This window comes from Brevundimonas sp. (assembly GCF_041648115.1).
Lineage (GTDB): Bacteria > Pseudomonadota > Alphaproteobacteria > Caulobacterales > Caulobacteraceae > Brevundimonas.
On record NZ_JBAZPR010000011.1, the window covers coordinates 1 to 12,399 of the forward strand.

Genomic DNA, 12,399 nt, shown 5'->3' on the forward strand with positions numbered 1-12,399 from the left:
CGATCCCACTGCGCATCGTCGAGTTCGTAACGCTTCACACCCATCAAAGACCTCCGCCAACACGGAGACCTATGAATCACGCATCAGGACGCTCGGGAATCACTGAATGTCGATTGGGCCTAGGCGCCGGCCGCCTGCGCACCGATTCGGCCGGGATCCCCACAAATGCTGAACTTCACCGCCATCCGTATGGCGGCGCTTCAACGCGCGATTGCCGCACTTATGAAGATACCTCTACCAAGCATGGTTAAGACGTGATAACCATAAGTCTCTCGTAACCTTATCTGAGGGGCTTTCATGGACCGCACTGAAGTCGTCACCAGCGTTGCTGGCGACCTGCACGCTACCGAACTCGCGATCGACGCCGCGATCACCCAGGCGACGACGCTGGTTCAATCCTTCATCGGCGCCCGCGCCGCGCTTTCGCTGTCGCCCGTCAGCGGCACGGTCGCCCAGGCCAAGGCCATGGAAACGATCGCCGCCCTGTCGGCTGCGCGCGAGTCCATCGTCGCCTGCCACGCCGAACTGCAAAAAGACCACCGCCGCCTCGGCTACGGCACCTACGCTGCTGGTCCTGTGGCGAAGCCGGACGACTGGCTGGACCCCAAGTCCGCCCTCACGCCGACGCATCTGCACCGCGTCGCGTGAATTCTTGGTAAGCTTGGCTTACCGAGATTTCAGTTTGATCTGACTTCGGTCATTATCGCCCCTGCGCATTTCTGCGTGGGGGCGATTTGTCATGCTCAATATCGCTTATGCGATCATTGGCGCGGTCTTCATGGTCGGCATGGCGCTGTTTGCCTTTCTCAAAGGCGGTTCAGCCGAACGCGCAGGCGCAGGCGCTTATTTGTTCGCCTGGTTTGCGACCATCGTGATGCAGGAAAACAGCGGCTTTCGTGGCGTTCCCGTGGGAATGTTCCTCATCGACCTGGCGCTATTGGTCGTCTTCATCGGAATAAGCTGGCGGTATCGCCAATCCTGGCCAGTATGGGCAAGCGGCCTGCAACTGATTGCGGTCATGTCGCACATCATGATCCTTACCGGACAACCGATCATGGTGGGATCGCTTTATACAGTCGTGAATCTGATCGGCTATCTGATCATCATCTGCATTATCATCGGCACATTCTACGCTTGGCAGGAACGCCGAGCGGCTGCGATGAATAGGTAGAAATTCCTAACTCCCCATCGTATCCTGTGGGCGAATCGGTCGCCGGGACGCCATGCCGCTATCACACGCCAAACTGTGGAAGGCCGTCGACAGCCTGGCGCGGCGCGAGGGCCTAACGCCGTCTGGCCTCGCCCGCCGCGCCGGTCTGGACGCCACCAGCTTCAACCCCTCCAAACGCTTTGGCCCCGGCGATCCACCGCGTCCTCGCTGGCCATCGACCGAAAGCATGACCTTGGTGCTCCAGGCGACCGGGGTGTCGCTCTCCGACTTCGCGATCCTGGCCGATGATGCACCGGATAGACCCACCACCGTTCCGCTTCTCGGTTTGGCCAAGGCGGGACAGGACGGATTTTTCGACGATGCCGGCCTGCCGATGGGGGAAGGCTGGGACCAGACCGACTTGCCCCGCGCCAAGGACACCCTGTTCAGCCTGAAGATCACCGGCGAGTCCATGTCGCCGCTCTATCGCGAGGGCGACCGGGTCATCGTCGATCAGGAGGCGACGCGCGTACGACGCGGCGACCGGGTTGTGGCCCGGCTGACGACCGGCGAGACCGTCGCCAAGGAGGTGACCAGCCTGACCAGCCGTGCGGTCACCCTGTCATCAATCAATCCAGAATATCCGCCCCGCGTCGTGCCGCGTCGCGAAATCGAATGGATGGCCCGCATCCTGTGGGTCAGTCAGTAAGCGCCAGCAGAAAGCCCCGCCCGGCGAACCGGACAGAGCTTTCGATGATCTTGGGTGAAGAGACTAGTTGGCCGAGACGTAGTTGGCGTTCACCCAACCGCCGCCGGCGATCTGAACCCACTCGCCTTGCGAACCGATGGCGGTGAAGGGCTGGCCTGCCGACAGGGTGCCCGCCTGGCGATAGTTGGTGCCGGGACCGCTGCGGATACGCAGGTTGGACGAGGCGCGATATTGCGAGCCGTTCGACGTGGCCGCGGCACGCGTCCGCTGCTGGTTACAGCCGATGTATGAACCGGCCGCGGCGCCAGCGCCCGCACCGACGATGGTGCCGGCGGTGCGCTCGTTACGCGCCAGGTTGGAACCCACCACGCCGCCGACGACGGCGCCGATCAGGGCGCCCGCACGCTGGCGACCACCGGGGGCGTCGCAGTTGGTCACGCCATTGGCTTGAGCCTGGGCGGCCATAGGTGCGGCCGTCACCATGGCGGCCAGAGCAGCAGCCGTAGCCAGACCGGTCTTGAAAATCTTGTTCGACATAACTCTTCTCCTGTCAGCGCGTTTGCCGATGAGGGGAGAATGCCTGGACGAACCTGAAGGCTCCCGGAGCTTCGCCGTTATTTTCGGTTCATCTTTGCGAGCGCGCGCTCCTGCGTCGCTCGATCAACCGACGCGCCGCATTCGTGTCCCGCTCGATCAGGTGTTTGCGCCTTGCGAATTGAAAGTCCAGCACGCGCGCCCACAGATGCAGCAACCGATCGTGGGTGACAAAGACCGTCACCGCCTCCACCTCGGGCGGCGTTCCCCAAGCCTGCGCCAATTTCGCCAGATGCTGGACAGTGGCATCGTCGGTCATGGGCTCGCATTCGACGATCCAATCCCAGGCGCAGAGGTCGGGTCGCTCGGTGACCAGGCCAACCGTCGCCTCCAACACCTTGTCGGCCGACCCGGCAGAAACCAGGTCCAACCACAGGATCCGCGCTTGCTCGTCGATCTCGTAACTCAACTCGCCTCCCCGGCTAAGCCGTCGATCCCAAAGCCTACGAGTTACCAATCCTGACCAAACGTCAAGATTGCGCCAGTTCTCCGTTCGCCCCGGCCTCGATCAGTGCGATGGTCTGCGGCAACCCGTAGATGGCCGCGAACGAGCCGAAGCGCGGCCCCTGGCTTGCGCCCAGCAAGACCTCGTAAAGCGCCCCGAACCAGGCCCGCAGCGGCTCGAACTCATGCGCCTTGCCCACGGCGTAGACCTCGTTCTGGATCAGCTCGCCATCGGTCGTGTCCGACGGCAGGGCCCTAAGCCGCCCAGCGAGGTCCAGCAGCGCCGCCTTCTCCTTGTCGTCCGGCAGGCGGTAAGACTTCGAGGGCTTCACGAAGTCCTCGTAATAATTCAGTGCCGACCCCATCAGCCGGTCCAGCAACGGCTCGTTCTGCGGCGTCGCCTCGGGCAGGTATTTGGCGAAATAGGCCCACAGGTGGTCCTTGGTCGAGGCGTTGGCCACGCCGACCAGGTTCAGCAGCAGGGCGAACGACACCGGCGAGGTGTGGGTCGGCGGATCGCCCGCATGGATCGACCAGACGGCGTTGTCGATTCGCTTGGCCGGCTCCTGGGTCTTGTAGCTCTCGATGAAGGCCAGATAGTCGTCGATCGCGCGCGGGATGACGTTGAAGTGCAGGCTCTTGGCCGACTTCGGCGACTGGAACATGTACCAGCTCAGGCTCTCCGGCGTGCCGTAGCGCAGCCACTCGTCCATCGTCAGGCCGTTGCCCTTTGATTTAGAGATTTTGCGGCCCTCGATGTCGAGGAACAGCTCGTAGTTGAACCCTTCCGGCGGCGTGCCGCCCAAGGCGCGGCACAGCTTGGAGCTTTCGCGCACGCTTTCGATCAGGTCCTTGCCCGACATCTCGTAATCGACGTCCAGTGCGACCCAGCGCATGGCCCAGTCGGGCTTCCATTGCAGCTTCACATGGCCGCCGGTGACCGGAACCTCGGTGCGGTTACCCGGCTCGCCTGCGGGGTCTTCGAAGGTGATCGTCCCCTTCTCGACGTCGCGCGCCAGCGTCGGCACCTGCAGCACATGGCCAGTGATCGGGCTGACGGGCAGGAAGGGCGAATAGGTGGCGCGGCGCTCCTCGCCCAGGGTCGGCAGCATGATGGCCTGGACCGCGTCGAACCGTTCCAGAAGGGTCAGCAGCGTCGCGTCGAACCGGCCCGATTTATAGGTCTCGGTCGAGGACATGAACTCATAGTCAAAGCCGAAGCTGTCGAGGAAGGCGCGCAGGCGGGCGTTGTTGTGCGCGCCGAAGCTGTCGTGGGTGCCGAAGGGGTCGCGCACACGCGTCAGGGAGAGATGCAGATCCTCTCGCAGCATCTCGGGGTTCGGCACGCCCTCCGGCACCTTGCGCAGGCCGTCCATGTCGTCGGAGAAAGCGATAAGGCGCGTGGGCCAATGGTCGCCGGTCAGGGCGCGAAAGGCGTTGCGCACCATGGTCGTGCGCGCCACCTCGCCGAAGGTGCCCATGTGCGGCAGGCCCGACGGGCCATAGCCGGTCTCCAGGATCACCGGACGCTGCAAAGCGGGAAAAGCCGCCAGAGCTTCATCCGCCTTGCCCGCGTCGATCAGCAGTTTCGCCGCATCCCGCTCGGCGTCGGTCAGACGCTTCTTCAGCACATGGGCCAGCAGATTGCGGGCTTGTTCGAACGGCCAGGACTTGGCCTCGCGGGCGAGGGTTTCGAGGTTCTGCAACATGTTGGCGGTTTGCAGTCTGCATACCGCCCGGTCAACCGCTTAGCCGCAGGGATCAGCCCTTGGCGGCGATCACGATCACTTCGACCAGATAGTCCGGCGACGCCAGTCGGTTCTCGCCCGTGGCGCGGGCGGGGGGATTGGCGGTGTCGACCCAAGCGTCCCAGACGCTGTTCATCGCGTCGAAATCTCCGATGTCGGCCAGCCAGATCTGGGCCATCAGGATTTTCGACTTGTCGCTACCGGCCTCCGCCAGCAAGGCCTCGACCTCGGCCAGAGCCGTCTTCGTCTGGGCGATCACGTCGTCGCCGGGCTCCCCGACCTGGCCGGCCAGATAGATGGTGTCGCCGTGAATGACGGCTTCGCTCATGCGGGCGCCGGGTTGGATACGGGTGATCATGACGGGTTCCTCTGGAGATGCTGTCGCACCTATCGCCGCCAGTTCCTCGCCTGTCGAGCGCTTAGCGGCGGCTGAACCGCGCGACCGTCAGGCCGACGACCAGCGCGCCCGCCCCGACGATCACGGCGTCCTCGATCAGACCGCTGCGGGTCTGGCCGATGCGGGCCATGGCCTTCTTGCGACCGGCCAGCGTCAGATAGGCCAGCGGCACGGCGGTCGCGACGGCGACGCCGGCGCCCAGCTTCTCCTTGCCACGCGGCGCCAGGGCCGATCCCGCGATGCCGGCGCTCATCACCCGCGCCAGCAGGCCCAGGAAGACCGTGCGGTCGGGCGCCGACTTCATCTTGTCGCCGAACAGCTCGCCTACGCCCATCAACAGCGCACCGAACTTGAACAGGGGTTGGTTCAGCAGGAAGACCCGCCCCGGCGTCGGCTTGTGCGCCAACTCGGCCGCCGCGATGGCCGCCATCGGGGTCATGGATCGGGCGCTGGCGACAGCGCCGATGAGAGCGGAGGGCAACAGTTCGGTGATTTTCATCCGGTCTGAACACCGAAAGGCGGCTGGGGTTCAGCCGCGCGCCGCCAGGACGTTTCGGATCGCCAGGCTGGAGTGGATGCGCGACACCCCCGGCAGGCGCGACAGCACGTCCTTGTGGATCACCTCATAGGCGGCGATGTCGGGCGCCACGGCGCGCACGATATAGTCGGCCTCGCCCGCCATAAGATAGCAGTCGCGGATTTCCGGGTGGTTGCGCACCGCCGCCTCGAAACGGCGCATATGGTCGTCGGTCTGTTTCTCCAGCGTGATCTCCACATAGGCCACCACCCCGTCGTCGGCGTCATTGGCCAGGACGGCGGCATAGCCCCGGATCACGCCGCGCTCCTCAAGCCGTCGCACCCGGCGCAGGCAGGCCGACGGCGAAAGGCCAATTTCAGCAGCCAAGTCCGCATTGCTCACCCGACCATCGGCGCGAAGCCGCTGAAGAATGCGCTGATCGATGGGATCAAGCAGGGTCACAAGTTTCCGCCTTTCGGCCGCAGATAATTGCGCGCAAACCTTATCAGTCGCAGATCATTGCGCAAACAGACAGGATCATCGAACGACGCGAGGGTAACTTACGCGGCGAACAAGAGATTTGCTCGGGGTCTTCATATGCGCGTTCTGGTGCTCGGAGCCGGCGTCATCGGCGTCACCACCGCCTGGTATCTCAGCCAGGCCGGGCATGAGGTCACGGTCGTGGATCGGCAGGCCGGTCCGGCGCTGGAGACCAGCTTCGCCAACGCCGCGCAGATTTCGCCGGGCTATTCCGCGCCTTGGGCCGCGCCGTCGATCCCGGCTAAGGCGATGAAGTGGCTGCTGATGCGCCATGCCCCGCTGATCGTGCGGCCTCGATTGGACATGGCCATGGTGCGCTGGACGGTCGCCATGCTGCGCAACTGCACCCATGATCGCTATGGGCTGAACAAGAGCCGGATGGTGCGTCTGGCCGAATACAGCCGCGACCAGATCGACCTGCTGCGCCGCGAGACCGGCATCACCTATGACGGCCGCCAGCAAGGCACGCTGCAGCTGTTCCGTACCGAAAAACAGCTGGCCGACGTGCACAAGGACGTGGACGTGCTGAAGGCCGCCGGCGTCCCGTGCGAGGTTTTGGACCGCGCCGGCTGCATCGCCGCCGAGCCGGGTCTGGCCGCCTCCGATGTCGATTTCGTCGGGGGGCTGCGCCTGCCGCATGACGAGACCGGCGACTGTTTCCTGTTCACCAACGCCCTGGCGAAGCTGGCGGCGGAGCGCGGCGTGCTCTTCCATACCGGGACCGACATCCAGTCGATCACGACGACGGACGGTCGCGCGACCGGCGCCCTGACCAGTAAGGGCGCCATAACGGCGGATCTGGTGATCCTGGCGCTCGGCTCCTATTCGCCGATGATGGCCAGGCCGCTGGGTCTCGACCTGCCGGTCTATCCGGTCAAGGGCTATTCGATCACGGCCAAGATTTTGGATGCCGACCGCGCGCCCGTCTCCACCGTCATGGACGAAAGCTACAAGGTGGCGATCACCCGCCTGGGCGACCGCATCCGCGTCGGCGGCATGGCCGAGCTGTCGGGCTACAACAACACCCTGCCCGCGCTGCGTCGCGAGACCCTGGCCCATTCGGTCGGCAGCCTGTTCCCCGGCGGTGGTGATCTGGCGGGCGCGAGCTACTGGTCCGGCCTGCGTCCGATGACGCCCGACGGCACGCCCGTGATCGGGGCGACCAAGATCCCCGGCCTGTATCTCAACACCGGCCACGGCACCCTGGGCTGGACGATGGCGTGCGGCTCGGCCCGCGTGTTGGCCGATATGGTCGACGGCCGGTCGCCGGAGATCGAGACACGCGACCTGTCCCTGAATCGCTACGGCGCCTGGGCCGGGGCGTTTGCGCCGGGATACACCTGACATCAGACGCCAGCCGGGCATTTTTACCGTCTACAGTGTCTAATTCGTCTGATCTCTCGGCGTCGGCACCCTGAGGCGCGGACGAGAATTCACCGTCTAGAGTATCTAATCGTCTAATCTGCCGGTGTGGTCGCCGTGAGACGCAGGCGGGAATTGGCCGTGTGGGTTGCCTGAACTTACGCTGTCAAAGACCGGCGGCCATTCTAACGCATGTATAGGGCGCGTTAGGGTAGAGGCCGTTCGGGCGACAAATCCTTTTGGAAATCAAGGACCGGCTCGAGCGACATGCGCTGGTAGCGCGTTCTCAGCCCATCTCGCCTGACAGGACGAACGGAAGTTAGTCAGGAAGCGTCCGGATATTTCCGCCGCATTATCCGGATGCGCGCAGCGCGCACTGATGGTGTCAAAGTAATCCCGGCAGAGATGAGGGACGCGACGACCGCAACGGCGCCAGCGATAATCAGATCGCGAGATATGGCGATCGCCAAACCAAACCCGAACACAGCGGGGAACGCGGCTGCCGAGACGATGAGACGGTCGCGAATGATCATCCCAGCATTTTGTTCTGGGTCGATGAACAAGTTCATAAGGCTCAACTCCGCATTTCACCCACCTTACGTCGTGGCGCACTGCGAACGACGCTCGTATAGAGCGGCCGATGAAGACCGCCGATTTCGATTTCGACCTGCCCGAAGACCGGATTGCGCTGCGCCCGGCCGATCCGCGCGATTCCGCGCGTCTGCTGGTCGTGAAGGGCGACGTGCTGGAGGACCGGGTCATTCGCGACCTGCCGGACTTTCTGCGCCCCGGCGACGCGCTGGTGTTCAACGACACGCGGGTGATCCCGGCGCGTCTGTCGGGCGTGCGGCAGCGGGTCGGACCCGAGGGCGAGACCCTGACGGTCGAGGTGGAGGCGACGCTGCATCACCGCGACGCGCCCGACGTCTGGTCCGCCTTCATGAAGCCGGGCAAGCGGATCAAGCCGGGGGATCGGATCGTCTTCTCATCCCTTCCCCCCTCGGGGGAGAAGGTGGATCGCGAAGCGAGACGGATGAGGGGGTTGCCCGACGCGGGCACGACCTCAATCGCCGAGATCGCGGACATAGCCCCGTCATCCGAGCCCTCCGGGCCCACCTTCTCCCCCGAGGGGAGAAGGATGTTGGAGGCGACAGTCGTTTCAAAGGGTGACGACGGTCTGATCACCTTGACGTTCGACCTGTCCGGCCCGGCGCTGGATGACGCCATCCGCGAGGTAGGCGTCATGCCCCTGCCGCCCTATATCGCCGCGAAACGGCCCGAGGACGACCGCGACCGGTCGGACTATCAGACCGTCTTCGCCGAGCATGACGGGTCGGTCGCCGCCCCGACCGCCGGCCTGCATTTCACCCCTGCCCTGCTCGACGCCATCCGCGCCAAGAGCGTCTCGACCCACGCCGTGACCCTGCACGTCGGCGCCGGCACCTTCCTGCCGGTCAAGGCCGACGACCTGGCCGATCACAAGATGCACAGCGAATGGGGCGAGGTGTCGCCTGAAACCGCCGCCGCGCTGAATGCGGTTCATGCGAACGGCGGCCGCATCGTCTGCGTCGGCACCACTTCCCTGCGTCTGCTGGAGAGCGCGACGGCCGAGGACGGCGAAATCAAACCCTTCCACGGCGACACGGCCATCTTCATCACGCCGGGCTATCGGTTCCGGGCGGTGGATGTGCTGATGACCAACTTCCACCTGCCAAAGTCGACGCTGTTCATGCTGGTCAGCGCCTTTGCGGGCAGCGAGACGATGAAGGCGGCCTACGCCCACGCCATCGCGGACGGCTATCGATTCTATTCCTACGGCGACGGATCGCTGCTGTTCCGCGCCTAGAGCCATCGACGCTTGAGTTGATGCGGGCCTGCAAGGCGTTCATCATAACGGGCACAACGAGGTCACAGCGAACACGACGAGACCGAACGCGCGTCGGCTCGTCTCAACTCCATGTCCAGGCCGTAGATCGATCTGCGGCTTCGCCGCCGCAGGCCATCAAGACGTTCCGAACCGGGCACAGCTCCGTCGTGTTCGCTGTGACCTCGCCGTGACCTTTGTGACGAACCTTGTTCTGAACTGCACTAGCGTCAGGGCCACAGGCGGCCCGACCGCCAGGCCTCGCCGTCGCGCTTGAACCGCAGCCGGTCGTGCAGGCGGAACGGCCGGTCGCGCCAGAACTCGACCGAGCGCGGTACGACGCGCCAGCCGGTCCAGTGGGACGGGCGCGGCACGTCCTGACTATCGAAGCGCGCGGTTTCGCGGCCCACGGCCTCTTCCAGCACGGTGCGATCCGACAGCGGGCGGGACTGGTCCGAGGCCCAGGCGCCGATCCGGCTTTCGCGGGCGCGGCTGGCGAAATAGGCGTCGGCCTCGGCCGCCGAGACCGGCTGGACCGCGCCGCGCACCCGCACCTGGCGACGCAGGGATTTCCAGTGGAAGGTCAGGGCGGCGGCGGCGCAGGCCGCCAGTTCGACGCCCTTGGCGCTCTCGCTGTTCGAATAGAAGGTGAAGCCGCGCGCATCGACATCCTTGAGCAGGACGATCCGCGCATCGGGCAGGCCATCCGCATCGACCGTGGACAGGGTCATGGCGTTGGCGTCGTTCGGCTCGTGCGCGCGCGCATCGGCCAACCATTCGACGAACAGACCGATGGGTTCGGCGCGCGTGAAGATGGTCTCGTCGCCATTAGCGGCCAGGGCGGCGGCGTAGTCGCGGGCGTAGTCCTCACGCGACGGGCTGGGCGGGATCACGGATGCGGTCATGCCGATGATCTAGCCCCTGTGGGTCGTGCTGGGAATGATCGAGGTCAAAAACGGCTGTTTGAGCATCACGGTTAACCGCCCATTGACCCTGATGGGCGAACGGTGACGGCATGAGCGCGCATGGTCACCCCTCCGATGTTTCCGGCGTCCGCGAGGCCCTTTCGACGCTGGGTCTCAGCGGCGATGTCGACGCCGCCGCGCTGAAGACGGCCTTCCGCGCGGCGGTCAAGGCGGCGCGCCCCGACCAGGCCGGCGGCGACGCCGAGCGGTTCCGGCGCGTGATCGCCGCCTATCGCCTGATCCAGGCGCATCAGCCTGCCCGCCCGGCTCTGTCCGCCCCCAAGCAGCGTCCCGCGCCTGCGCCGGTCCTGGTGCTCAGCCCGATGCAGGCCATTGCCGGCGCGCGCGTCGAACTGCAGCTGGGAGATCGGGTGGTGCGGGTCACGGCCCCGAAAGGCCTGCGAAGCGGCGATCATTTGCGGCTGCGGCGCGGCGCGGCGGATGGCGGCGACCTGTATCTGTCGGTTCTGATCCGGCCCGAGGACGGATTGTCGGTCGTCGGCGACGACATCTTCATGACCTGGCCCACGGAACAACGCCTGATGGCCGACGGCGGTCGGGTCGAGATCGAGACCTATGCCGGAACGCGTTCGGCCTGGATAACGGCGGACATGGCCGCGCCGGTGCGGGTTCGCCTGAAAGGCCTGGGCCTGCCGGCGCGCGGATCGCGCGAGGCCGGGCATCTGTTCGTGACGCTGACGCCGTCGTCGGATGTGCCTTCGGCGGCGGAAGACCTGCTGCTGCGGTTCACGCGGGTCTGGACGCAGGAGCGTCTGGCGGCATAAGTCACCGCATGTCGCACAATACCTTCGGCCATCTGTTTCGCGTGACCACCTGGGGCGAGAGCCACGGGCCGGCCATCGGCTGCGTCGTGGACGGTTGCCCGCCGCTGATCCCGATGACCGAGGCGGACATCCAGCCGTGGCTGGACCAGCGCAAGCCCGGCGGCAGCCGCTTTGTGACCCAGCGCAAGGAAAGCGATACGGCGCGCATCCTGTCGGGCGTGTTCGACGACGGCGACGGCCCGGTCACGACGGGCACGCCGATCTCGATCCTGATCGAAAACGAGGACCAGCGGTCCAAGGACTATGGCGAGATCGCCCGCGCCTATCGGCCGGGCCACGCCGACTATGCCTACCAGACCAAATACGGCGTGCGCGATCACCGGGGCGGCGGACGGTCCTCGGCGCGCGAGACCGCCAGCCGCGTGGCGGCCGGCGCCGTGGCCCGCAAGGTGCTGGGCGAAGGCGTCAGGATTCGTGCGGGCGTGGTGCAGATCGGGGCCCACCGGATCGCCCCGGATCAGGTCGATTTCGACGCCGTATCCGGCAATCCGCTGTTCGCCGCCTCGGCCGAGGTCGTGCCCGCCTGGGAGGCCTATCTGGACGGTGTTCGCAAGGCCGGGTCGTCGGTCGGCGCCGTCGTCGCTCTGGAGGTCACGGGCGTTCCGGCCGGCTGGGGCGCGCCGATCTATGGCAAGCTGGATTCCGAACTGGCGGCGGCCCTGATGTCGATCAACGCCGCCAAGGGGGTCGAGATCGGCGCCGGCTTCGAGGCGGCCGAACTGACGGGCGAAGAGAACGCCGACGAGATGCGGCTGGACCTGAACAAGCAGCCGGTCTTCCTGTCGAACAAGGCGGGCGGCGTGCTGGGCGGGATTTCGACGGGCCAGCCGGTGACGGCGCGGGTGGCGTTCAAGCCCACATCGTCGATCCTGACCCTGCGCCAGACGGTTACGCGCGACGGCGAGGAGACGGACCTGCGCACCAAGGGACGCCATGATCCCTGTGTCGCGCTGCGCGCCGTGCCGGTGGTGGAAGCCATGGCCGCCTGCGTCCTGGCCGACGCCTTCCTGAGGCACCGCGCCCAGGTCGGTTAGGCGTCAGCGGGGCGGTCGGGGCGTCGTAGCGATCATCGACTGAAGGGCTGGCGTGCGGCTTGCGGCGGCTTTCAACGGTCGGCCGACCGGCCGCTCGTCCTGCCGCATCAAGGCCATGAGGCCCGTCATTCCCGTCGTCATCACGATCATCGCTCGACTCCTGCAACTGCGAACCGTTTGCAGGTTTGCGCATGTTCGGGCGTCGTGCAAGAGGGATCGGTCGGTGGCGT

General features: G+C 65.7%; 16 protein-coding genes. 7 read left to right on the plus strand and 9 right to left on the minus strand.

Annotated features, from left to right (window positions below; translation table 11 throughout):
- The first annotated feature begins 297 nt into the window (after positions 1 to 297).
- The 3 genes from WC597_RS11100 (at position 298) to WC597_RS11110 (ending at position 1,859) form a co-directional block, all read left to right on the plus strand.
- Positions 298 to 648, plus strand: coding sequence for a hypothetical protein (locus tag WC597_RS11100; RefSeq protein ID WP_372693370.1), 351 nt, complete (start codon positions 298 to 300; stop codon positions 646 to 648).
- A 91-nt stretch (positions 649 to 739) separates the two neighbouring features.
- Positions 740 to 1,171 carry a hypothetical protein gene (locus WC597_RS11105; protein ID WP_372693371.1) on the plus strand — a complete coding sequence of 144 codons (432 nt, stop codon included), beginning with the start codon at positions 740 to 742 and terminating at the stop codon, positions 1,169 to 1,171.
- A gap of 52 nt (positions 1,172 to 1,223) precedes the next feature.
- On the plus strand, positions 1,224 to 1,859 hold the full coding sequence (locus WC597_RS11110; protein ID WP_372693372.1) for a helix-turn-helix transcriptional regulator: 636 nt from the start codon (positions 1,224 to 1,226) through the stop codon (positions 1,857 to 1,859).
- Positions 1,860 to 1,922: 63 nt separating this feature from the next.
- On the opposite strand, the gene WC597_RS11115 is transcribed toward WC597_RS11110, so the two are convergent.
- The 6 genes from WC597_RS11115 to WC597_RS11140 form a co-directional block, all read right to left on the minus strand.
- Entirely contained in the window at positions 1,923 to 2,396 is a 474-nt protein-coding gene (locus WC597_RS11115; RefSeq protein WP_372693373.1) for an SH3 domain-containing protein, read from the minus strand.
- 88 nt (positions 2,397 to 2,484) lie between these two features.
- Complete coding sequence (locus WC597_RS11120) at positions 2,485 to 2,862, minus strand: hypothetical protein (RefSeq protein ID WP_372693374.1); 378 nt, start codon at positions 2,860 to 2,862, stop codon at positions 2,485 to 2,487.
- Positions 2,863 to 2,923: 61 nt separating this feature from the next.
- Positions 2,924 to 4,606 carry a lysine--tRNA ligase gene (locus tag WC597_RS11125; protein WP_372693375.1) on the minus strand — a complete coding sequence of 561 codons (1,683 nt, stop codon included), beginning with the start codon at positions 4,604 to 4,606 and terminating at the stop codon, positions 2,924 to 2,926.
- A 52-nt stretch (positions 4,607 to 4,658) separates the two neighbouring features.
- Entirely contained in the window at positions 4,659 to 5,003 is a 345-nt protein-coding gene (locus WC597_RS11130) for a RidA family protein (protein WP_372693376.1), read from the minus strand.
- Between the two features lie 61 nt (positions 5,004 to 5,064).
- A complete protein-coding gene (locus WC597_RS11135; protein ID WP_372693377.1) occupies positions 5,065 to 5,541 on the minus strand; it encodes a hypothetical protein in 477 nt (158 codons plus the stop codon).
- A gap of 30 nt (positions 5,542 to 5,571) precedes the next feature.
- Positions 5,572 to 6,021, minus strand: coding sequence for an Lrp/AsnC family transcriptional regulator (locus WC597_RS11140; protein WP_372693378.1), 450 nt, complete (start codon positions 6,019 to 6,021; stop codon positions 5,572 to 5,574).
- A gap of 57 nt (positions 6,022 to 6,078) precedes the next feature.
- Here WC597_RS11140 and WC597_RS11145 point away from each other — a divergent pair, with 57 nt between their 5' ends.
- Positions 6,079 to 7,443, plus strand: coding sequence for a D-amino acid dehydrogenase (locus WC597_RS11145; RefSeq protein ID WP_372693379.1), 1,365 nt, complete (start codon positions 6,079 to 6,081; stop codon positions 7,441 to 7,443).
- Between the two features lie 341 nt (positions 7,444 to 7,784).
- Here WC597_RS11145 and WC597_RS11150 read toward each other — a convergent pair whose 3' ends face one another.
- A complete protein-coding gene (locus tag WC597_RS11150; protein WP_372693380.1) occupies positions 7,785 to 8,030 on the minus strand; it encodes a hypothetical protein in 246 nt (81 codons plus the stop codon).
- 71 nt (positions 8,031 to 8,101) lie between these two features.
- On the opposite strand from WC597_RS11150, the gene queA reads away from it, so the two are divergent.
- Entirely contained in the window at positions 8,102 to 9,307 is a 1,206-nt protein-coding gene (queA, locus tag WC597_RS11155) for a tRNA preQ1(34) S-adenosylmethionine ribosyltransferase-isomerase QueA (protein WP_372693381.1), read from the plus strand.
- A gap of 248 nt (positions 9,308 to 9,555) precedes the next feature.
- Here the strand turns inward: queA and pdxH are convergent, their stop codons facing one another.
- Entirely contained in the window at positions 9,556 to 10,230 is a 675-nt protein-coding gene (gene pdxH / locus WC597_RS11160) for a pyridoxamine 5'-phosphate oxidase (protein WP_372693382.1), read from the minus strand.
- 110 nt (positions 10,231 to 10,340) lie between these two features.
- Here pdxH and WC597_RS11165 point away from each other — a divergent pair, with 110 nt between their 5' ends.
- Together WC597_RS11165 and aroC are read left to right on the plus strand one after the other, a co-directional pair.
- Positions 10,341 to 11,075, plus strand: a complete 735-nt coding sequence (locus tag WC597_RS11165) for a DnaJ C-terminal domain-containing protein (RefSeq protein ID WP_372693383.1) — start codon at positions 10,341 to 10,343, stop codon at positions 11,073 to 11,075.
- A gap of 8 nt (positions 11,076 to 11,083) precedes the next feature.
- A complete protein-coding gene (gene aroC, locus WC597_RS11170; protein ID WP_372693384.1) occupies positions 11,084 to 12,169 on the plus strand; it encodes a chorismate synthase in 1,086 nt (361 codons plus the stop codon).
- 3 nt (positions 12,170 to 12,172) lie between these two features.
- Here aroC and WC597_RS11175 read toward each other — a convergent pair whose 3' ends face one another.
- Positions 12,173 to 12,319: a hypothetical protein gene (locus WC597_RS11175; RefSeq protein ID WP_372693385.1), complete on the minus strand. Its 147-nt coding sequence runs from the start codon at positions 12,317 to 12,319 to the stop codon at positions 12,173 to 12,175.
- Positions 12,320 to 12,399 lie beyond the last annotated feature (80 nt).

Bases quoted from the DNA above. Each gene is read 5' to 3' on its own strand.
- WC597_RS11100 (WP_372693370.1), top strand. From the start codon at position 298: ATGGACCGCACTGAAGTCGTCACCAGCGTTGCTGGCGACCTGCACGCT.
- WC597_RS11150 (WP_372693380.1), bottom strand. From the start codon at position 8,030: ATGAACTTGTTCATCGACCCAGAACAAAATGCTGGGATGATCATTCGC.
- WC597_RS11175 (WP_372693385.1), bottom strand. From the start codon at position 12,319: ATGATCGTGATGACGACGGGAATGACGGGCCTCATGGCCTTGATGCGG.
- WC597_RS11130 (WP_372693376.1), bottom strand. From the start codon at position 5,003: ATGATCACCCGTATCCAACCCGGCGCCCGCATGAGCGAAGCCGTCATT.
- queA (WP_372693381.1), top strand. From the start codon at position 8,102: ATGAAGACCGCCGATTTCGATTTCGACCTGCCCGAAGACCGGATTGCG.
- WC597_RS11125 (WP_372693375.1), bottom strand. From the start codon at position 4,606: ATGTTGCAGAACCTCGAAACCCTCGCCCGCGAGGCCAAGTCCTGGCCG.
- WC597_RS11115 (WP_372693373.1), bottom strand. From the start codon at position 2,396: ATGTCGAACAAGATTTTCAAGACCGGTCTGGCTACGGCTGCTGCTCTG.
- aroC (WP_372693384.1), top strand. From the start codon at position 11,084: ATGTCGCACAATACCTTCGGCCATCTGTTTCGCGTGACCACCTGGGGC.
- WC597_RS11135 (WP_372693377.1), bottom strand. From the start codon at position 5,541: ATGAAAATCACCGAACTGTTGCCCTCCGCTCTCATCGGCGCTGTCGCC.
- WC597_RS11105 (WP_372693371.1), top strand. From the start codon at position 740: ATGCTCAATATCGCTTATGCGATCATTGGCGCGGTCTTCATGGTCGGC.
- pdxH (WP_372693382.1), bottom strand. From the start codon at position 10,230: ATGACCGCATCCGTGATCCCGCCCAGCCCGTCGCGTGAGGACTACGCC.
- WC597_RS11110 (WP_372693372.1), top strand. From the start codon at position 1,224: ATGCCGCTATCACACGCCAAACTGTGGAAGGCCGTCGACAGCCTGGCG.
- WC597_RS11165 (WP_372693383.1), top strand. From the start codon at position 10,341: ATGAGCGCGCATGGTCACCCCTCCGATGTTTCCGGCGTCCGCGAGGCC.